Below are 20,784 nucleotides of genomic sequence, written 5' to 3' on the forward strand. Positions count from 1 at the left end.
TAGAATTCTTTCAAATTATTTAAGCAACCAAGAGTAGTTGACCATGACAAAATATAAATCAACAGTCCTAAACAACATTGTTGATTTATTGTTAATCCTCCATCTTAGGGGGATTTTTTTTATCTATTATTTTATCTAATTTAGCTCAATTGAATCGTAGAGGCACATTATGACCGATAATAAAAAGATGTTATTAACCAGTCGAGATCAAAGTTTAAAAGCATATTTAATGAATAAAATTAAACAAAATGGCGGTTGGGTTAATTCACATATGCATGCCGATCGTGCTTTTACGATCACTGTTGACAGTTTTGATGTTTATCAAAAGCAGACTTTAATTGAAAAATGGGATACGTTAGATAAAGTCAAAGCATCGATGAGTGAAGACGATTATTACCGCCATTTCAGCATGGCGGTTGAGCGAATGATCGAACAAGGGGTCAGTGCCATGGGATCATTTGTCGATATCGATCCAATTGCAGAAGAGCGAGCAATCAAAGGTGCACTAAGAGCCCGTGAAACTTATAAAAATGACATTATCATAAAATTAGTCAATCAAACCCTTAAAGGTGTTATTGATAAAGAAGCACGTTACTGGTTTGATAAAGGTGCAGATTTAGTTGATATCATTGGTGGATTACCACGTCGTGATGAACGTGATCATGGTGAAGGAATGGGGCTAAAACATCTTGATGTATTGATGCAAACAGGAAAATCATTAGGCAAAATGGTCCATGTTCATGTTGATCAATTTAACTCCTCAGACGAGATTGAAACCGAACAACTCACCGATAAAACTTTGGAACATGGCATGCACGGACGCGTAGTAGCAATTCATAGTATTTCAATTACTGCGCATAGTTTGGAATATCGTCAAAAACTCTATAAAAAAATGAAAGAAGCGAAAATGATGGTCATCGCTTGCCCATTCGCATGGATCGATAGCCCTCGCCGTGAAGAACAAGGTCCTACTCGTAATTCTCTTACTCCTGTTGATGAACTTGCCGCTGCAGGTATTCCTGTTGCGATTGGTACCGATAATGTCAGTGATTATATGTTACCATTTTCAACAGGCAACATGTGGGAAGAGCTTAAACTACTCGTTACAGGATGCCGGTATACCGATTTAGACAATGTGGTAAATGTCGCTACCAAAAACGGACGAATGGTATTAGGACTTGAATAATAATTGAATGAAACACAATAAAATTTGACCAATAAAAAATCCCACAGTTTTTAATCTATTGTGGGATCGTTATATAGCTACAACTATCGATTAATCAAACTTAATATTTTTTATCTTTTATAGTGACATCAGCTTCATTTTCATATCTGACAAAATTAACATTATTATTTCTAACTTCTCTTTTTACCTTCTCTTTACATCTATCTGTATCACAATATACATTTAATGTACCATCAGTTTGCTTTTGAAAGGACACTTTAGCATCGGCTTCACTTTCATTACGAACAAATACAATATCTGAACTATAATGTGTCGCATAATTTACAGCATTTTCACATTGTGTATCTGCACAGTATACCTTTGTTTTATATCTATTTGCTATTCTCTTTTGTTCTTTTTCTTGTTTTTCACGAATTAGTTGTTGCTCAAACAAGGCTTGCTCTTTATCCCAATAATCATCTATTAATTTATCGATATCTTTATATTTTTTTATTTTTACGGAATAATAAAGCTTTTTGGCTTGTTCTAATGTTTTTCTTGCATCTTCATAATTAAGATGATCAGCATACTCTTTAGCTTTTTGATAAAGATTTTCTATCACTAACATAGTGTATTTATTATTATTAATATCATATAATTTTTGGATATCTCTGGAAGGTTTTAATTCAAGCGCATTATGATATAAATCGACTTTAGCCTTATATCCTTCAATATCTGTCGCTACTATTGAATTAGCCTTGATAACATAGCATTTAAATAAATTTTCATTTATGTCCAAACGACTATATGCATTAAAAAAAAACGTTAATTCATTACTATAAAATTGATTACTTAAGCGATCATGCATTTCCATTAATTTATTATAAGTGGAAATTTTATCTTCGTAATCGTTAGCCGCGCTATCAGCTAAGTCTGCTTCATATTTAACCATCACGCGATTAACCAAATTGCGCAAATGCTCAGCATCTTCTTGCTTGAATTTAGCTATACCTTTTTGTTCAATATTGAGTGCTAATATATTAATACTTTGAAGATAGTATCCTTCATTATATGCTTCTTCATAAGTGCGTGTATGGCTACAACTCGCTAACCAAAACATTAACAAAACAACAATTAAATTCCTCATAATTTTTACTTCCATTTGTTAAACCTATCTTTAATCATTGAAAATAATTTACATTATTCTAATTAGTTACATAAAAAATTATATAGTTAAAACTAAAAAAAATATCCATTTATTTTGAATTTAAAATCCCTGCCTCAATTCATATTTGTAGGGATTTAATTGTTACTCGTTGCGATAGCGCCTGATCTATTATTTTATTAGCTAAATCCGATCTCATTTCTAATGTTTCTTTAGTTTCATTACATAACTTTGGCTGTCGGTACCGGTAATTGATTTACCATATTCATAATATTATTTAGCAATGGTTTGTTCTAACTGCTCAATAGTGTATTTATCATCAAAGGAAGTTACTGTTTGACTAAAGAAACAATCGTTTAACATGATTCTGAGCAAGCTTTGATAGATATCAATGCAAGTCTGATAATCTGTGGTTGCGGTATTAGCTAAACTTGTTTCATAATGTGCTGTAATATTACTAACTAAAGAATGTAGTTTTTTTTAGCACTATCTTTATCAAATTTACGTTCACCTTTCTCTTCAATACCGGTGGCTAATAAACTAATACTTTCTAAATATTTTCCTTCTTTATATGCATCGTCACCAGTACGAGTATAACAGGCTGTTAAAAGAAAAATTAAAAAATTGCTATAGTTAACCGCATCATATTTCCTTTCAAAAATTTTAGTTAAATTATCAGTCCATTGCAGATGACAATCGTTTGTTTTTTTTATCACTAATTAACTCAGTATTAATCAGCGTAACAAAGTTTATAAAAAATTTTTGGCGATTTATTAACTTTTTTTGCTATAGTCATGAGCAAAAATCTAAATTAAATTTAATTTTGAAAAGATGAGATAGCGTTGTTGAAAGTATCCTCCCAATAATATCGAATTCATTAGGAGGACAGATTCTATTTACGAGTCGGCTTTTTTGCTGTCGCTTGGCGCGATGATCGAGATAAGTTATTCAGTTTGACTCGCTTAGGCCGAACATTAGACTTACCCGAAGTAGAATTTACAGTAAAACTTTTAATTTCGGCAGGTAAACCAACAATTTCCCGTAAATAATTGACTGAATCAAGGCTTAACTCCATCCATGTACCACGTGATAAACCTTTAGGTAGCGTGATGTTACCATAACGAATACGCAACAATCGACTTACTTGTACATCTATGGCTTCCCACATTCTACGAACTTCTCGATTACGGCCTTCGGTAATGACCACATTGAACCATTGATTAAGACCATCACCACCTTGCGCTTTGATCGATTTAAATGATGCAGGACCATCTTCAAGTTGTATACCTTTGCGCAGTTGACTAATTTGTTGATCGGTCACATTACCAAAAACCCGAACCGCATATTCTCGCTCAATTTCATGTCTGGGATGCATTAACCGATTGGCAAGTTCACCATCTGTAGTAAATAGTAGCAATCCCGAAGTATTAATATCAAGCCGACCGATATTCACCCATCTAGCATTTTTCAAACGAGGCAAACGTTCAAACACGGTTGCTCGACCTTGAGGATCGTTACGGGAACAAATCTCACCTTCTGGTTTATAGTAGGCAAGTACACGACAGATTTCTTTTTCTTTACTCCGAAGTTGTACTAGATGACCGTTAATACGAATTTTAGGATTAGTATTAATATCAACGCGATCACCTAATGTTGCAATTTTACCATCAACACTAATTTGACCTGCGGCGATCATTGCTTCAATTTCACGGCGAGAACCATTACCCAAGTTGGCTAAGACTTTCTGTAATTTTTCGCTGTTATCGTGTACAGACGGTGCCCGCTTTGTCGAAAATGATTTTTGCAGCTTTACCGGTTTGTCTGTTGATTTATTGCTTTTTATTTTTCTTGTATCTGCTGTGTTTTCATATTTTGAAACTGCTGTTGTGCTATGTTTCATATTGTCCTCACTGTTACCTTCTCAGGTATCATTTATCTATTCAAAACATTATCAATATTAAAATAACGTATAAAAAAACGGCTATTCAAATGGTGTAGTATCACCACTACCTTGACGAATAATATCAGGGTAGTCATGGGTCAAGTCTATAACGGTTGTTGGTTGTTCGCTAATATAGCCACCATGTACAATTGCATCAAGTTGATGGCCAATTTTATCTTCTATCTCATCGGGATCGGATTGGGCCTGAGTATCATTGGGTAAAATTAATGTAGTTGTCATCAAAGGTTGACCTAATAATTCCAATAAAGTCAGATCTATTTTGTTATCAGGAATACGTAATCCAATCGTTTTACGTTTTTCATTCATTAATCGTCGTGGAACTTCTTTACTCGCGGACAAAATAAAAACATACCGACCTGGTGTATTATTTTTTAAGAGCCGAAAAGTGGTATTATCCACAAAAGCATAGGATGAAAGTTCTGAAAGATCACGGCACATTAGCGTAAAATTGTGATGTTTATCTAACTGACGGATTTGACAAATACGATCTACGCCATATTTATTATCTAACAAACAACCAAGTGAATAGCCAGAATCAGTCGGAAAAGCTATTACGCCACCATCATTCAATATTTTTACCACTTGCTCTAATAATCGAGTTTGTGGATTATCAGGATGAATATAAAAAGTTTGGCTCATAATGTTGTTCAATCCAATTTTATATTTAACATATCATTTTAGTTTAAATGATCACAATTAATAATTTTCAACAATATCAATCTGACGTATCTTAATATCAATCTTCATTTATAACACCCAATTATGCCAGATTGGTGTAACACTGCTTGGTAGTGGTGCTGTTTTACCTAAATCAAGATAATTAACCAAATCATGAAAATCCGATCCTTGTGATGCCAGTAATCCAAATTCATTTGCGAGTTTAGCTAATAATTGTAGATCAGTTGGTGTTTGTCGACTTTGCGAAACTTCCATTGCATCACCGCCAAATTGTTTAAAATCACTAAGCAAAAGTTTTAACTTAGTTAACGTTAAATCATAACGACTGGGATGTGCAAGTACTGCTTGCCCTCCCGCATTATGTATCGCATTTACCGCGTGTTCAATCGTGCAACATTGCGAAGGTACGTAAGCATAACCACTTTTGCCTAAATATTTTTTGAAGGCTCGATTCACATCTTTTACATACCCTTTAGCCACTAAAAAACGTGCAAAATGAGCACGTGAGACAATATCACCTTTAGCATATTCTTGAGCTTGTTCATAAGCATTTTCAATACTTACTTTTGCTAATTTATTACTAATAGCCTTTGCTCTATCTATGCGACCTTGCTCTTGCCGTAATAACAAAGCAGTTAATTGGGGATCTTCAATATCAATATTTAAGCCAACAATGTGTATTTCATTATTTTTCCAGGCTGTTGATATTTCAACGCCACAAATTAATTTTATAGGTAATTTGTCTTTTTCAATAGTGTATATGGCTTCTGGCAATCCTTTTACTGTATCATGATCGGTAATAGCCAACATTTGAAGTTGATTTTCAACGGCCCTTTTGACTAAATCTGTTGGCTTTAAAATTCCATCCGATGCAGTAGTGTGCGAATGTAAGTCAACGATCATTTTTTTCTCGATAATTATTTTTAAACGTGTAATATACCACACAATTTGTATGACCACTAAAAGGTATATTATGAAAGATCAAATTATGCTTGCTCAGCAAGATACATTAGCTATTATTGAGGAACTTTTAGATGATGGTAGCGATCCTCATGCACTTTATTTGATTGAACATCATATTTCATCACAAAATTTTGATAATTTAGAAAAGGTTGCAGTAGAAGCTTACAAATTAGGCTATGAAGCAACCGATCCCGATGAAGATGTAGATGATGCGGGTAATTTAGTTATTGGCTTTGATATTATTGCAGAAAGCCCTCTTAATGCCGAACTTATCAACGCACAAATTGCTGAAATAATCACGCTGGCCAATCAATTTAACGTCAATTACGACGGATGGGGTACTTATTATGAAGATGGTAGTGATGATGATTTTATTGAAGACGAATCTGCTGAAACCCTCCACTAATCATAAAAAATAATAAACGGCATTCTTATCCGCATATTTAACGGATAAGAATATTTATTGCTTAACGTATTATAATTCTTCGATACGACTCTTTCTTTTCTGATTTGGCGAAACACTACGCACCAAAATTTTGTCGTGATGATTCAGCGAAACTGGACCTTGATAACGCTGCCACTGCTGCCCTTTATCAATTGAATATTCAATACTTAAACCAGGGAAAACAATATTTGCTATCAATTTACCATTTTCAATTTTTGCTCCAGGGACAGGTAGACGATAATCAACTAAAGTTGCATCCAATTTAGCTAATTCTCGTTGCCCTAATAAATTGGCAAATTGGTTCCAATCATTAAAAAGTTTTTGCTGATCAACATAATGGGTTTCACCTATTTTGAATTGGCGATCTTTTTGATAATTTGTTTCCCAATCGGCTTTATGCCATGCGCGTTCGGCAACACTGAGTAATCGAGGATAGGTCATATAAGCCATTTTCTCATCTGTGCGAATATTTTCAGTCCAAATTTGTGCTGATAAACCATATGCACCTGGCCAATCCATTGTACCCTTAGCTGCAAAGGCATCACCGTTACGATCAAAAGAAGTTTCAGCATTTTGTGGCAAGTTATCTGGCGCAAAACTGAAGATTTTGCGTTCGTCATTAAACCGAGCAGCCCAATAATACCCGCTTTCTTTTGGATTAACTTCGTAAGGCATATCTAAATAGACATAATCAGGATTAGATACAATAACTTTATAGCCCTTATTGGCAAATTCATTCACTGAATCATACCCGCCCCAATACAAGTTATCCCAGAAATTGACAATCACTTCATCGGTGGCAAAAGCGTTGGCATCAGTAGCAAATTTTACACCATCTTGCCAAACTTGCATGCGATTAATCCCATTGTCTTTAATGATTTTACTTACTTCGACGGCAAAATAACTTGGTAAATGTTCAAAATTCTCAACTATACCAGTATTGACAAAGGTTTGGCAGGCTTGTGATTTTGCCCATGGATGATCTTCAACACTTTGATCGATTAAACCTTTACCAGCCTCTTTTTGAGTGGCATGGATATCTTGGTAGCCATTACCGAAATGAATGTTTTTTGCTTCATCACCACCAAAATGCCAAGTTGTAATGGGCTGGTTAGCTTCAACATGCATTTTAGCGATTTCACTAATGACTTTATTAACAAATTTTTTCGAAGACTCCAAACATGGATTGAGATAACTTTGTCGATTATAAAATTGTACCGTTGTTGTATTGGATGTATCGCTTGGATCAACCAATCGATATTCATTCGCTTGTTGTTCTTGTCCTTGTTCCATTAGGCGTTGATATCTCACTTCCATCGACCTAATAGCGGCTCTAGCATGAGCAGGCATATCGATTTCTGGGATGACTTCAATAAAACGAGCATTGGCGTATTTTACGATTTCAATATAATCATCTCGAGTAAAGTATCCACTGCCGCTATTATTGCTATTTGGACCTGATCCGAGTTGTGGTAATAAGCATTTTTTCTCACTCAAATCATGACAACGTTTACTACCAAAATTGGTCAGTTCAGGTAAACCTGGAATTTCAATTCGCCACCCCTCATCATCACTCAAATGGAAATGAAATTTATTCATTTTATATTTTGACATCGTATCAAGTAACTGAAATACCGCTTCTTTACTTTTGAAATTTCGACCGGTATCTAACATCATTCCACGATATTCGAATCGCGGGGCATCCTCAGCTGAAAGTACAGGAATAATTTGAGGATTATTGGCATGTAATACAGATAATATCGATTCTACACCATAAAAAATGCCACTTTGATCAAAAGCTAAAATGGTTGCCCCTTCAGGAGTGATATCTAACTTATAACTCCCTTTTACCCCTTTCTCAAATGCACTTTTATCAATTGAGGCTTTAATGTTAAAGCCTTTACCGCTAACAGGGATATTCAATACTTTAAAATGTTCATTTAATACCGATTCGCTCTCTTTTGCTAAGCCATTAAGGACTAAATTAACACCATTTTCATTGAGGATGACCATTTCCTTACCAACAGTAAGTTTCGATGGTGTCGGCAAAATCTGTCCTCTTAACAACTCGGCATTAATAAGTTGTATATCATTGTTATGATGATAACGATGTTCAGGCGTCATTAAAATATTATGATCATTGGGAGATATTTTCCATTGTTCGCCTAAAGGTTCAACAAATGCCGATAGATTATCAGAATCAGTATCCGTATTAACAATCACTTTAGGTTCAGCATTTGACGAGGTAACATACCATCTAGGCATCACATCACTTTCACTAATTTGCCAATATTCACCAATGATGGGGATGTTCACAATAGCTTTCTCGGGAATGCCTTTGAATTTGTTAGTCGGTTCAAGCTTGTGCAAATCACCTGTCACATGGGTGATTTTAAATTGATCATTATTGACGGCTAAAATCATCCGAATATTATGAAAATAGATTGCCCAATCTTTGTCAGTTATCGCAGGCCCCGTGTTTTTAAGCGTTAACGTCACTTTGCTACAAGATGCCCAATCTGCCCCCAATGCAGCACAATCTACACCATGATTTATAGCATTATTATCAACTATATGATAATTTAGGCGTAATTGTGAACTCATGGTATCCACAATTTTTTGTGAAGCATTCACTGATTGTGCAGTGCCCATACTGAATAATGATGCTATCGATGTAGCTATAATAGCTGATTTAAATTTTATCATGACAATTACCTATTTTTGTTTAGCATTGAAAATGGTGAAAGGAACAGTAACAATAAATTTGATATCGTGTTCATCTTGGAAGATATTGCCATATCCGCCCTCCCAGCTTGGGATATTGGTGTGATTGTTGTATTTGGTATAATGAAGTTGTAAAGACGTATCTTTTATCCAACCATTTTGTACGGTATAACCTAAATCAAAATTATAAGCTGACTCAATTAAACGTTTCTTTTGGTTAAACTGTTTGTTTGTGCTCGGTTTTGCATCCCAACCATAAGCATAAGACATACCTGCTTTCCAACCGTTTAAGTAATTTGATAGATCGCCTAAATCATAAGTGACTTCAGTAAATATCGCCTTCTCACCATTGGCATTAAAGTCAGAACGTGAATTCCACCACACATCTAATCGACCATTTGAAGAAGCATAATCCGGCGTCATGCGCTGTAGAAAGTAGCCCTGTTCGCCTTCAGCTTTAACAACCACACCTTCAAGTCGTAGACCAACCGGTCCCATTTGATAACCTAAAGTAGCTGCTTGCAACCACGCCAAACCATCATAAACATTTTTTCCTTTATGAGACTGATCTTTAGCCCCATAAAATTGATAACTCATGGTAAGTGGATTATTGAAAATATCGGTTTTATATGAGGCTTTACCAAAAAATTGGTTCATATAATTTTGCGCTTGACCAAAGGCGGTTTCTAACACTAAATCATTTTTAAAGTCATATTTCAAACCAGCAGAATGGAGGTAATCAATTTTTTTTCCTTTGCCCCATTGTTTAAATTCATAAAGTCGTTTATACCAAGGCGCTTTGTATTTATCGGTCCACATATAAGACATGGATAAAGCGCCGGCATCATCGAAATCAAGCAAACTACCAAACTCCACACCTCGATAAGTACCGGGTAATAAACTTAAGTGTGGCGCCAGTAATGTTTGACCGGAAGGTTGAATATACCCTGCTCTAAGCCAAAATTTGTCGTCGAGTTTAAAATTTACTAGCGCTTTATAAAAACTCAGCCCACTGACATCTTTCTTCCAATCCTCATCCCATCGAGTATTGGCACCACTAAAACCGATTTCATTAGGGTGTCCATTGCCACCGTTACTGACTTCCCAAGCACCATAACCACCTAACTCAATTGCAACGCGATCAGCCATATAACCCGATTTGAAATCTAAATTTGTGTTAAATGATGAGTGCCTGAGGTTTTTTTCATATTTATGTTCTTCAATATTTTTTCTTTCTCGATCACGATTCCAGAAAAATACATTTCCCGTGAGCGATGAATCATCAACAAAATTATTTTCATAAACGGCATATACAGGATTAATACTATAAAAAAAAGAGAAGAATAAAATATATTTTGTTAGAAAATGAAAACGGGATGGTACAACAGCAAGCGTATTTAGATTCATGTTTGTTTCCCTAAAATTATTTTATTTATACAACAAGTCACAGCCTCACTTTAAAAATTTTTTGCAAAGTTAAATCACTAACTTATTTTCATGTAAATGACAATTAACGCCTATTTTGGCAAGCGATTTACATCAGATAACAGATAAATAAGTATTTTTATAATGCATAAACATATTTTAGTTCGCAAATTAAATGATCTTAAATCGTGATCAAAATCACCAAAAAATAGAAATTAATACTATTTTTATTAAATAAAAGCCGACTTTTTTCAGATAAAAAAATAATTATTTAAGCGATCTTTAAAAAATAAACAGTAATGTGATAGGTAAAGTAATAAATTGAATATATTGAATTATTATCAATATGAGCAATATTTAGAAAGTATCGAACAAAAAAAAGAGAAACGATTCACATTTCTCTTTATTTGATTTGCCGTTAATAACAGACTTTATTAGTACTAGTTTTCCGTATCGATTTCGTCAAAACTTTTTACTAACTCATCAATTGCTTTCATCTGTTTTAAGAATGGTTCTAGTTTTGCTAATGGTAACGCTGATGGACCATCACATTTTGCATGACTAGGATCTGGATGAGATTCTAAAAATAACCCAGCAATACCTACAGCCATACCTGAACGAGCAAGCTCAGTCACTTGCCCCCGTCGACCGCCAGACGCTGCGCCCATTGGATCTCGACATTGTAAAGCATGGGTGACATCAAAAATAACAGGTGAACCATGACTGGCTTTTTTCATAATATTAAAACCCAGCATATCAACGACTAAATTATCATAACCAAAACAGCTACCACGATCACAAAGAATAATTTGATCGTTACCGGCTTCTTCAAACTTTTCGACAATATTTCCCATTTGGCCTGGGCTTACAAATTGTGGTTTTTTAACATTTATCACCGCACCAGTTTTAGCCATTGCAACAACCAGATCTGTTTGTCTTGCTAAAAATGCAGGCAACTGAATTACATCAACTACATCTGCAACTGGCTGGCATTGCGCTTCGGTATGCACATCGGTAATCACTTTTATACCAAATTGCTTTTTTAGTTCTTCAAAAATTTTCAAGCCTTCTTCCAAACCTGGTCCACGATAAGAGTGTACTGAAGAACGATTTGCCTTATCAAAAGAGGCTTTGAAAATATAAGGGATATTCAATTTATTTGTCACGGTAACATAATGTTCACAGATTTTCATGGCTAAATCACGTGATTCAAGAACATTCATACCACCAAATAACACAAATGGTAAATCATTAGCGACAGTAATATCGCCAACTTTAACTCTTTTTTGTTGCTTCATAAAATATTCCTAGTTAAGGTTTAAACCATCGACCAAGCGTAACCCTATCATTACCACTATAGTCAGCGACGGTTTCGACTAATTGAAATCCATGTTGTTTGAAAATTGTTTGAACGGCCAAACCTTGTTTCCAGCCGTGTTCAATTAGCAACCAACCATATTGATGAAGGTGTTTAGTTGCACCCTGTACAATTAATTTAATATCTGCCAGCCCCTCATCTTCCGAAACCAGTGCTGTTCTTGGTTCATATCGCACATCACCATGCGATAGATGTATATCGGTTGGTTCGATGTATGGCGGATTACTGGTAATCATTGAAAATTTACGATTCTTAATCGGCTTATACCAATCACCTTGTAAAAAATAAACGTTATTAACCCCAATTTGATTAGCATTTTCTTGAGCTAAAATTAATGCATCTTTATTTTTTTCTACTGCGGTAAATAAACAATCTGGGCGCTCTGTTGCCATTGCAATAGCAATAGCACCTGTCCCTGTTCCCAAGTCTAGGACTTCGCAAGGTATTTTAGATAAATATTCCAAACCTAATTCAACTAATTTTTCAGTGTCGGGTCTTGGAATCAATGTGGCATTTGAGACATGAAACTTTAAAGACCAAAATTCCTTTTCACCCGTGATATAGGCAATCGGTTCGCCAGCTTGACGTCTTTTAAGATATCCATCTAAGGCAATTAGCTCATCATCATTAAGTAATGTTTCACTAAAAGCCATCAAAAATGTGCGTGTTTTATGCGTAACAAAGCTCAATAAAATTTCAGCATCACGTTTAGGGCTCTCACTTTCAGTGAGCGTTTGTGATGCTGATTTTAGCCATTCTAAATAAGTCATTCATCCTGTTCCGATAATGCCGCGAGTTGATCTGCTTGATACTCTTGAACGATTGGATCAATTAACATTTCTAATTTACCTTCCATCACTTCATCTAGGCGATAAATAGTCAGGTTAATACGGTGATCAGTAACTCGACCCTGTGGGTAATTGTACGTTCTAATTCTATCTGAACGATCACCTGAACCTAATAAATTACGTCTGGTTGAAGCTTCTTCTTGTTGTCGTTTTCGCGTTTCTGCATCTTGAATACGTGCAGCTAATACAGACATCGCCTTAGCTTTATTTTTATGTTGTGAACGCTCATCTTGACACTCAACGACAATACCGGTTGGAATATGGGTAATACGAATAGCTGAATCAGTGGTATTAACGTGCTGACCACCCGCCCCTGAGGAACGATAAGTATCAATTTTTAAGTCTGCTGGGTTAATTTCTGGCATTTCCGCTTCGGGAATTTCAGGTAATACTGCAACTGTACACGCTGAAGTATGAATTCGACCTTGCGATTCGGTTTCTGGTACACGTTGAACACGATGGCCTCCTGATTCAAATTTCAAGTTACCGTATACACCATCACCACTAACCAGCATAATCACTTCTTTATAACCGCCATGTTCACCATCATTTGAGCTCATGATTTCAACTCGCCAATTTTTTGATTCAGCATAGCGAGTATACATTCTTGCCAAATCCCCAGCAAAAATGGCCGCTTCATCACCTCCAGTCCCTGCTCTAACTTCAACAAAGCAGTTGTAATCATCATTAGGGTCTTTAGGTAATAATAGAACTTGTAATTGTCTTTCTTGTTCTTCAACTTGACCTAATGCTTCATCGAGTTCTTCTTGAGCCATTTCACTCATTTCAGGATCTGACAACATCATTTTAGCGGTTTCAATGTTTTCTTGTGTTTGCTTCCAACTCGTAAAACATTTAACCACGCCAGATAATTGAGAGTATTCTTTAGAAAGCGTACGAAAACGATTTTGATCGGCAATAACCGAAGCATCAGATAATAATGCTTGAACTTCTTCATAGCGCTCTTGCAGGGTTTCTAACTTGCTGATAATAGAAGATTTCATAAAAAGTATAATTTTAACGATAAATAATTAAATTTGCTGGGCATTATATACTTTATTGTATGCAAAATACAGTTTCAGCTTGTTGTCTGCTTAGTTAAATAACCTTGATAAAAATCGGCAAAAATTAATCCATAAAAAATCAATCTACTAAAAATGTTGCACATGTCACATAAATCGCTTTTTCAAGTTTTAAAAAATTGAATCACCTCATAACATACAAATGTAAACGTTATCATTTATTTTGCATAATATAAAAAATAATAACAAATAAATCATATAAAAATTGGATGTTATCGTATACATAAACTAATTTTAAACTATTTAAGGAGTCGCAATCATGAAAAAATTTTTTGTATTAAGTTTATTGGGATTAAGTTCTATTGCCAATGCTGCAATTCAATGGGATACACAACAAGGGCAATTAAAATTATATGGTGATGTTGAATTCAATACCGATGCAGCAAGCAGCAAACAACAACTAAGTTCATTAAAACAAACCGCTGATAAAAAAAATCAACCTGCCGACAAAGATCGCTGGGATATCAATGGGCGAATTTTGATTGGTTTAGATGGTTATCGAGAAATCAACCATTCTAATTATGCTGGTTTTACAGTACAACCTCTTGCTGATTTAAGTGGTGATATGAACCTTGATGATGCAGCTTTTTACTTTGGGCAAAAAAAGGAGTGGAATATTAAAATTGGTCGTTACGAAGCTTATGACATGTTTCCACTGGGTCAAGATACGTTTATCGAATATTCAGGCAATACCGCCAATGATCTTTATGAAGACGGTTTTGGATATATTTATATGATGAAAGAAGGTCGAGGTAGGAGCAAAAATGGCGGGAGTATTCAATTAAATAAACCCTTTTTAACTAATTTTAATTTCGAATTAAATGGATTAATTAACAATGGTGAGAAGATGTTTAATAAGTCGACTTATCATGGCTATAACATCGACAAAAAGAAAAATGTTGCGTATGTTCGCCCTGTTTTATCTTGGAAAAATGATAGTATATCAACAGCAATTGCAGCCGAAACCAATGTTGTTAAAAATGCTTATGGTTACTATGACAATGATGAAAAATTTCGAGATCAATCTAAACGAACAGGCTATGGCGCAACATTCTCATGGAATAGCGAAGGTGACTGGAACGCATCGAATAAAGGACTTAAAATCAATACTAGCTTTGCATATATGAATGCCAAAGATGAAAAAGATATGACTATAGGTACCAACCTAGTTTGGGAACAAATTGGATTTGGGTACATTTTTGCCAATAATGATATTAAAAAATTTAACCTAGAAAATCGTATCAAAGACGGTCATATCAATAATAAAGGAAAATATAAAATCCATACAGTTAATGCTTCTTACTTAATTAATAACGTATTAGATATGGACAATTTTAATATTTATTTAGGTACCTATTATTCACTATTGGATAGAAGTAAATCTCATGGTGATAATACCGATGATCGCTATGGTGCACGTGTAAGGTTTAAATATTTCTATTAATTAGTAATAAAAGCCAGTTTAGTTATTTAATTTGCTGGCTTATATTTATTAGTTTGCAAGTTTTTTTATCAAGGGTATAGTTACCTACAATTACTTAGTGATTTCAACACCAATTTTTTATTGTTAATGGTAAAAACGATGAAACAAACAATATGGAAACTCGAAAACCCAATTAAACACTTTGATTGGGGTAGTATGGATCAAATAACAAAAATTTTGGGGATCAGTAATCCCAGTCAAAAACCAATGGCGGAAATTTGGATGGGAGCGCATCCAATCGGCTGTTCAACAGCCATTGAAATTGACAATCACAAAGTCAAACTTGATAAATTGATCAATGATAACCCGCAAGCTATTTTAGGTGAAGATACATACAAAAAATTTGCTGGTTTACCTTATCTTTTTAAAATACTTTCCGCGAATAAAGCCTTATCAATACAGGTTCATCCAACAAAAACCGCGGCTAAATGTGGTTTTGAAAAAGAAAATCAATTAGGCATTGCCCTTAATGATCCAAAGCGAAATTATAAAGATCCTAATCATAAACCAGAATTAATTTACGCCTTAACCCCCTTTAAAGCGATGCGATCATTTCGACCTATCGATGAAATACTTATGCTGTTTGCAAAAATTAACGTTTCGATACTTGAAAATGAAATCGTAAAATTGAAAAATAATCGTACACCTCAGCAATTGAAACTGTTTTTTACAGCGTTATTGAATCTTTCGGAAAAAGAAAAATTACAATTAATTAATCAATTACTAAATAGCATAAACGATATAGAAATTGAGCCTTTTTCAACAATCAAGATGCTTGCTCAAGAATATCCAAATGATATCGGTATATTTATGCCATTAATTTTAAATGTTATTGAACTACAACCCGGGCAAGCTATGTTTTTAGATGCGCAAACGCCTCATGCTTATATCAAAGGAACAGGACTTGAAGTAATGGCAAACTCAGATAATGTGCTTAGAGCAGGCTTAACGCACAAACACATTGATATACAGCAGTTAGTAAACAATACAAGTTTTGATAGCTTAAGTTTAAATAATTTACTAATAAAACCAATAATCAAAGCTAATAGAACCTCTTTTCCGGTTCCAGTTGACGATTTTAATTTCGAAATTATATACAGTAATGATCAACAACAAGAACAAAAGGTAACTAGCGCACAAATAGTATTATGCCTTGAAGGAAAGATTTGCTTGACAACAGAATTTGAATCAGTAGTCCTTAGCAAAGGAGAATCCGCTTTTATTGCTTATCAAGCTAAAGCGTATTGTTATACAGGAGAAGGGATTTTAGCTACAGTTTCTAATTAGTATAAAAATTTGCCCTAATTACAGATAATCAATTTATCTTTATCCATTGCTAATTTGGTGATTGAGCCTTTTTTAATGTTTTGGTATACCGCTGAGGCACCTAGCCCAACTCCAGACAAAAATTGGCTAAATGAACTCGGATTTACCATAAGACAATTCGTCACTATTACAACTAAAAAAGGTAAGTTAATTGTCGAGTTTGTAAGATTGATCGTATTGTTGATAAATTGTTAGTTCAATTCTGCGATATAAAACGTAGAACTGGAAATCACTGTATAAAACTAATAAAAATATTAATCACAAGTAATACAAAAAAACCTTTTGCTTTTCCATCAACAACAGTATGTAAAACTTCATCTTCCCAAAAAGGATAAATAGTCTCCCGAAACTCATCCATTATAATACCTTTTTCTTTTGGATAAGAACTCATCATTTGTTCAAATTTTTCAATAATTAATATATATCCATCATATTGATCTATCCATGTTAGATCTCTCATCCAGTCATTGTATGCATCAATACTATTAGTGTTTATAAACATATTTTTTGGGAACTGGAAAGCTACAATTATTGCATTCATATAGTCATTAAGTGTATAAATATTTGAACCATCCAGTTTAGCAAAATAATAATTTTTGAATTGTATTTTTTAATAAATTGTTCTTCTTGTCCTTTAGCAATACAAATAGTTTGGTTATTCATATTAGTTGTTCTCTATTTAGTCAATTTAATGAATGTTTGTTAATGATTGTTTGTATAATAAACCGAGCCATTACTTCCTCTAATGAAACACTCAGCATCTCTAGCTTGACCTACTATTTTATTATTGACATCAAATTCTCTATAAGTAATTGGGTTACCCTTACTATCAACTACAGGTAATTGATTATCACTATTTTTGAATGCTCTACTAGAATCGGGTGCTATAATTTGATTTGCTTGCAGCGGATTTGACAATATCATACCAAATATAAATTATATGTTTTAAATACTCTCTGTCCGAAGTTTTTATTTGCCCACGAATCAGCTAAAGTTGGACTAATTTATTGAATTTTTTCCAACAATAGATTGTTCAAAAATAAAAATGCCATTAGCATTTTTAATGCTAATGGCATTTTATATACAGTTAAAAAATCTGTTTTAACTATTTTTTCTTCGCTTTTACATTCGGTAGATCAGTTACCGATCCTTCATAAATTTCGGACGCTAAACCGATCGATTCATGTAATGTCGGATGAGCATGAATAGTTAATGCAATATCTTCTGCATCACATCCCATTTCAACAGCTAAAGTGATTTCACCTAGCAACTCTCCACCATTCACACCGACAACTGCTCCACCAAGTAAGCGATTATCAGCTTTATTAAAGATCAGTTTTGTCATACCCTCTGAACAATCAGAAGCAATCGCGCGTCCTGATGCTGACCATGGGAAGATTGCTACTTCGTAATCAATACCTTTAGCTTTTGCTTCTTTTTCAGTTAAACCAACCCAAGCTACTTCAGGTTCAGTGTATGCAATTGAAGGAATAGTTTTTGGATCGAAGAAGTGTTTTTTACCGGCAATTACTTCAGCAGCAACATGCCCTTCATGCACACCTTTATGCGCAAGCATTGGTTGACCCACTACGTCACCTATCGCATAAATATGCGGTACATTAGTGCGCATTTGTTTGTCAACTTCGATAAAGCCACGATCGGTAACATTTACGCCAGCTTTTTCAGCGCCAATTAGTTTACCATTTGGTGTACGTCCAATTGCGACTAACACAGCATCATAGGTATGCGTTTCGGTCGTTCCGTCTTTTTTCTCCATGGTGACATAAATGGCATCATGTTTTGCTTCAACGGTAGTGACTTTAGTTTCCAGTCTTAGGGTAAACTTCTTCTGGATTTGTTTAGTGAAGACTTTAACCACATCCTTATCAGCCGCAGGAATCACTTGGTCAAACATTTCAACTACATCCACTTCTGAACCTAGGGCATGATAAACAGTACCCATTTCAAGTCCAATAATTCCCCCACCCATTAATAATAATTTTTTAGGAATGGTGGTTAATGCTAATGCATCGGTTGAATCCCAAATACGCGGATCTTCATGAGGAATGAATGGTAATGTAATTGGACGAGAACCAGCAGCAATAATCGCATTATCAAAGGTAATTTTGGTAATGCCTTTTGACGATGTCACATCCATAGTATGACTGCCAGTAAATTGCGCTTCACCTTGAATTACGTTCACTTTACGCATTTTAGCCATACCCGCTAATCCATTAGTGAGCTGATTAATAACTTTCTCTTTCCAACCGCGTACTTTATCTAATTCAAGTTTTGGGGTACCAAAATGAATACCATGCTCAGTTAATGATTTGGCTTCATCCATTACTTTAGCAACATGCAGTAATGCTTTGGAAGGAATACAACCGACGTTCAGACACACCCCACCTAGCGTTGAGTAACGTTCAACTAAGGTGACATCTAAACCAAGATCGGCTGCGCGGAACGCAGCGGAATATCCCGCTGGCCCTGCACCTAAAACTACAAGTTGTGTTTTAACTTCTTGACTCATAATCTATTTTCCTCCACTACATCACTAAACGACGTAAGTCGGATAATACGTTAACAATATGGCTTAAGAAGCGTGCACCGTCAGCACCATCAATCACACGGTGATCAAATGATAATGACAATGGTAACATTAAGCGTGGTATAAACTCTTTACCATTCCAAACAGGTTTCATAGTAGAGCGTGATACCCCTAAAATTCCGACTTCAGGCGCATTTACAATTGGAGTAAATGAAGTGGTACCAATTCCACCTAGGCTAGAAATAGTAAAACAACCACCTTGCATGTCTGAACCTGTTAATTTACCGTCACGCGCTTTTTTAGAAATTTCAGCCAGTTCACGTGAAAGTTCAACAATACCTTTTTTATTCACATCTTTAAATACCGGCACTACTAAACCATTTGGCGTATCAACCGCTACCCCAATATTAATGTATTTTTTAATGATTAAGGTTTGTGCATCTTCAGATAATGAACTGTTAAAGCGTGGGTAAGCCGTTAACGCACTTGCTACCGCCTTCATAATAAATACAAGTGGTGTGATCTTAAGATCAAGTTTTTTCTTATCAGCTTCAGCATTTTGTTGCTTACGAAATGCTTCTAGATCAGTAATATCTGTTTCATCAAATTCAGTAACATGCGGAATCATGACCCAGTTGCGATGTAAATTAGCACCTGATACTTTTTGAATCTTAGTTAATGGTAATGATTCTACTTCACCAAATTTACTGAAATCAACTTTTGGCCATGGTAGTAAGCCAGGTAATGCACCACCTGCATTGCCACTTTCAACTTGTTTAACCGCATTTTTAACATAAGCTTGAATATCTTCACGTAAAATACGATGTTTAGGACCTGTTGGTGTCACTTTAGCAAGATTAACGCCAAATTCGCGAGCTAAACGACGAACCGATGGTGTTGCATGTGCATAAGCATCATTTTCAACAAAATCATTGCCCGTGGTTGCTGGAGCTGATGCCTTAGCCGGCTCAGCTACTGTTGCAGGCGCCGGAGCTACTTGAGCTGGTGTTGATACTGGCGCTGAACTTTCAGCTTTCGCTGGTGCAGTCGATGCTGCCGTTTCAAATTCCATTATTTTAGAACCAGTTTTAACTTTATCGCCAACTTTAACAACAATGTTTTTAACAACACCAGCAACGGTTGCAGGCACTTCCATTGATGCTTTATCGCCTTCAACAGTAATGATGTTATCGTCGATTGCTACGCTATCACCAACTTTAACCGAAATTTCAGTGACTTCAACTTCATCACCACCAATATCAGGTACATTGACATCAACAATTTGACTTGCGGCTGGAGCAGCAGGTGCAGCTGGCGCTGATTTTGGCTCTTCTTTGGTAGCTGGTGCACTTGCACCATCTTCATCAAATTCCATAATTGCAACGCCAGTTTTTACTTTGTCACCAACTTTCACAATGATAGATTTTACAACGCCTGCTTGTGGTGCAGGAATTTCCATTGACGCTTTATCACCTTCAACAGTCATAATATTATCGTCAACAGCAACTTTATCACCGACTTTGACCAAAATTTCGGTTACTTCAACTTCATCACCACCAATGTCGGGTAATTTTATTTCTATACTCATTCT

The 20,784-nt window shown here is 35.1% G+C and carries 19 protein-coding genes; 4 read left to right on the forward strand and 15 right to left on the reverse strand.

Features of this window, described 5'->3' with window-relative positions:
* Positions 1 to 169 precede the first annotated feature (169 nt).
* Positions 170 to 1,186 carry an amidohydrolase family protein gene (locus J3U59_RS02090; RefSeq protein ID WP_267332525.1) on the forward strand — a complete coding sequence of 339 codons (1,017 nt, stop codon included), beginning with the start codon at positions 170 to 172 and terminating at the stop codon, positions 1,184 to 1,186.
* A 100-nt stretch (positions 1,187 to 1,286) separates the two neighbouring features.
* Here the strand turns inward: J3U59_RS02090 and J3U59_RS02095 are convergent, their stop codons facing one another.
* From J3U59_RS02095 to rnm, 5 genes are all read right to left on the reverse strand, one after another.
* On the reverse strand, positions 1,287 to 2,327 hold the full coding sequence (locus J3U59_RS02095) for a hypothetical protein (protein ID WP_267332524.1): 1,041 nt from the start codon (positions 2,325 to 2,327) through the stop codon (positions 1,287 to 1,289).
* A gap of 464 nt (positions 2,328 to 2,791) precedes the next feature.
* Entirely contained in the window at positions 2,792 to 3,046 is a 255-nt protein-coding gene (locus tag J3U59_RS02100; RefSeq protein WP_267332523.1) for a hypothetical protein, read from the reverse strand.
* Positions 3,047 to 3,222: 176 nt separating this feature from the next.
* Complete coding sequence (rluB, locus tag J3U59_RS02105; protein WP_267332522.1) at positions 3,223 to 4,230, reverse strand: 23S rRNA pseudouridine(2605) synthase RluB; 1,008 nt, start codon at positions 4,228 to 4,230, stop codon at positions 3,223 to 3,225.
* 81 nt (positions 4,231 to 4,311) lie between these two features.
* On the reverse strand, positions 4,312 to 4,932 hold the full coding sequence (locus J3U59_RS02110) for an L-threonylcarbamoyladenylate synthase (RefSeq protein ID WP_267332521.1): 621 nt from the start codon (positions 4,930 to 4,932) through the stop codon (positions 4,312 to 4,314).
* 108 nt (positions 4,933 to 5,040) lie between these two features.
* A complete protein-coding gene (gene rnm, locus J3U59_RS02115) occupies positions 5,041 to 5,874 on the reverse strand; it encodes an RNase RNM (RefSeq protein WP_267332520.1) in 834 nt (277 codons plus the stop codon).
* Between the two features lie 70 nt (positions 5,875 to 5,944).
* On the opposite strand from rnm, the gene rraB reads away from it, so the two are divergent.
* Positions 5,945 to 6,340, forward strand: a complete 396-nt coding sequence (gene rraB / locus J3U59_RS02120) for a ribonuclease E inhibitor RraB (RefSeq protein WP_267332519.1) — start codon at positions 5,945 to 5,947, stop codon at positions 6,338 to 6,340.
* A gap of 69 nt (positions 6,341 to 6,409) precedes the next feature.
* Here the strand turns inward: rraB and J3U59_RS02125 are convergent, their stop codons facing one another.
* The 5 genes from J3U59_RS02125 to prfA form a co-directional block, all read right to left on the reverse strand.
* On the reverse strand, positions 6,410 to 9,085 hold the full coding sequence (locus J3U59_RS02125) for a beta-N-acetylhexosaminidase (protein ID WP_267332518.1): 2,676 nt from the start codon (positions 9,083 to 9,085) through the stop codon (positions 6,410 to 6,412).
* Between the two features lie 9 nt (positions 9,086 to 9,094).
* The gene (locus J3U59_RS02130) at positions 9,095 to 10,510 is read right to left on the reverse strand and encodes an OprD family outer membrane porin (RefSeq protein ID WP_267332517.1); all 1,416 of its coding nucleotides are present in this window, start codon (positions 10,508 to 10,510) and stop codon (positions 9,095 to 9,097) included.
* A 458-nt stretch (positions 10,511 to 10,968) separates the two neighbouring features.
* Positions 10,969 to 11,826, reverse strand: coding sequence for a 3-deoxy-8-phosphooctulonate synthase (kdsA, locus tag J3U59_RS02135; protein WP_267332516.1), 858 nt, complete (start codon positions 11,824 to 11,826; stop codon positions 10,969 to 10,971).
* A 13-nt stretch (positions 11,827 to 11,839) separates the two neighbouring features.
* A complete protein-coding gene (gene prmC / locus J3U59_RS02140) occupies positions 11,840 to 12,676 on the reverse strand; it encodes a peptide chain release factor N(5)-glutamine methyltransferase (RefSeq protein WP_065798068.1) in 837 nt (278 codons plus the stop codon).
* Positions 12,673 to 13,758, reverse strand: coding sequence for a peptide chain release factor 1 (gene prfA / locus J3U59_RS02145; RefSeq protein WP_267332515.1), 1,086 nt, complete (start codon positions 13,756 to 13,758; stop codon positions 12,673 to 12,675). Before prfA ends, prmC begins: the two co-directional genes overlap by 4 nt.
* A gap of 337 nt (positions 13,759 to 14,095) precedes the next feature.
* Between prfA and J3U59_RS02150 the strand changes: the two genes are divergently transcribed.
* The gene (locus tag J3U59_RS02150) at positions 14,096 to 15,280 is read left to right on the forward strand and encodes a carbohydrate porin (RefSeq protein ID WP_267332514.1); all 1,185 of its coding nucleotides are present in this window, start codon (positions 14,096 to 14,098) and stop codon (positions 15,278 to 15,280) included.
* A 138-nt stretch (positions 15,281 to 15,418) separates the two neighbouring features.
* Positions 15,419 to 16,606, forward strand: a complete 1,188-nt coding sequence (manA, locus tag J3U59_RS02155; protein ID WP_267332513.1) for a mannose-6-phosphate isomerase, class I — start codon at positions 15,419 to 15,421, stop codon at positions 16,604 to 16,606.
* Positions 16,607 to 16,620: 14 nt separating this feature from the next.
* On the opposite strand, the gene J3U59_RS02160 is transcribed toward manA, so the two are convergent.
* From J3U59_RS02160 to aceF, 5 genes are all read right to left on the reverse strand, one after another.
* Positions 16,621 to 16,755: a hypothetical protein gene (locus tag J3U59_RS02160; RefSeq protein ID WP_267332512.1), complete on the reverse strand. Its 135-nt coding sequence runs from the start codon at positions 16,753 to 16,755 to the stop codon at positions 16,621 to 16,623.
* Positions 16,756 to 16,874: 119 nt separating this feature from the next.
* Positions 16,875 to 17,252, reverse strand: a complete 378-nt coding sequence (locus tag J3U59_RS02165; protein WP_323849514.1) for a barstar family protein — start codon at positions 17,250 to 17,252, stop codon at positions 16,875 to 16,877.
* Positions 17,253 to 17,347: 95 nt separating this feature from the next.
* Positions 17,348 to 17,563: a ribonuclease domain-containing protein gene (locus tag J3U59_RS02170; RefSeq protein ID WP_267332511.1), complete on the reverse strand. Its 216-nt coding sequence runs from the start codon at positions 17,561 to 17,563 to the stop codon at positions 17,348 to 17,350.
* A 187-nt stretch (positions 17,564 to 17,750) separates the two neighbouring features.
* Entirely contained in the window at positions 17,751 to 19,175 is a 1,425-nt protein-coding gene (gene lpdA / locus J3U59_RS02175; RefSeq protein WP_267332510.1) for a dihydrolipoyl dehydrogenase, read from the reverse strand.
* 16 nt (positions 19,176 to 19,191) lie between these two features.
* Positions 19,192 to 20,781 carry a pyruvate dehydrogenase complex dihydrolipoyllysine-residue acetyltransferase gene (gene aceF / locus J3U59_RS02180; RefSeq protein ID WP_416379527.1) on the reverse strand — a complete coding sequence of 530 codons (1,590 nt, stop codon included), beginning with the start codon at positions 20,779 to 20,781 and terminating at the stop codon, positions 19,192 to 19,194.
* Positions 20,782 to 20,784 lie beyond the last annotated feature (3 nt).

Origin of the sequence: Gilliamella sp. B3783, from assembly GCF_026536125.1 — a bacterium.
Classification (GTDB): domain Bacteria; phylum Pseudomonadota; class Gammaproteobacteria; order Enterobacterales; family Orbaceae; genus Gilliamella.

Excerpts from the sequence above, each read along its gene's own strand:
- J3U59_RS02090 (WP_267332525.1), top strand. The coding sequence starts at position 170 with ATGACCGATAATAAAAAGATGTTATTAACCAGTCGAGATCAAAGTTTA.
- J3U59_RS02095 (WP_267332524.1), bottom strand. The coding sequence starts at position 2,327 with ATGGAAGTAAAAATTATGAGGAATTTAATTGTTGTTTTGTTAATGTTT.
- rluB (WP_267332522.1), bottom strand. The coding sequence starts at position 4,230 with ATGAAACATAGCACAACAGCAGTTTCAAAATATGAAAACACAGCAGAT.
- J3U59_RS02110 (WP_267332521.1), bottom strand. The coding sequence starts at position 4,932 with ATGAGCCAAACTTTTTATATTCATCCTGATAATCCACAAACTCGATTA.
- rnm (WP_267332520.1), bottom strand. The coding sequence starts at position 5,874 with ATGATCGTTGACTTACATTCGCACACTACTGCATCGGATGGAATTTTA.
- rraB (WP_267332519.1), top strand. The coding sequence starts at position 5,945 with ATGAAAGATCAAATTATGCTTGCTCAGCAAGATACATTAGCTATTATT.
- J3U59_RS02125 (WP_267332518.1), bottom strand. The coding sequence starts at position 9,085 with ATGATAAAATTTAAATCAGCTATTATAGCTACATCGATAGCATCATTA.
- J3U59_RS02130 (WP_267332517.1), bottom strand. The coding sequence starts at position 10,510 with ATGAATCTAAATACGCTTGCTGTTGTACCATCCCGTTTTCATTTTCTA.
- kdsA (WP_267332516.1), bottom strand. The coding sequence starts at position 11,826 with ATGAAGCAACAAAAAAGAGTTAAAGTTGGCGATATTACTGTCGCTAAT.
- prmC (WP_065798068.1), bottom strand. The coding sequence starts at position 12,676 with ATGACTTATTTAGAATGGCTAAAATCAGCATCACAAACGCTCACTGAA.
- prfA (WP_267332515.1), bottom strand. The coding sequence starts at position 13,758 with ATGAAATCTTCTATTATCAGCAAGTTAGAAACCCTGCAAGAGCGCTAT.
- J3U59_RS02150 (WP_267332514.1), top strand. The coding sequence starts at position 14,096 with ATGAAAAAATTTTTTGTATTAAGTTTATTGGGATTAAGTTCTATTGCC.
- manA (WP_267332513.1), top strand. The coding sequence starts at position 15,419 with ATGAAACAAACAATATGGAAACTCGAAAACCCAATTAAACACTTTGAT.
- J3U59_RS02160 (WP_267332512.1), bottom strand. The coding sequence starts at position 16,755 with ATGGTAAATCCGAGTTCATTTAGCCAATTTTTGTCTGGAGTTGGGCTA.
- lpdA (WP_267332510.1), bottom strand. The coding sequence starts at position 19,175 with ATGAGTCAAGAAGTTAAAACACAACTTGTAGTTTTAGGTGCAGGGCCA.
- aceF (WP_416379527.1), bottom strand. The coding sequence starts at position 20,781 with ATGAGTATAGAAATAAAATTACCCGACATTGGTGGTGATGAAGTTGAA.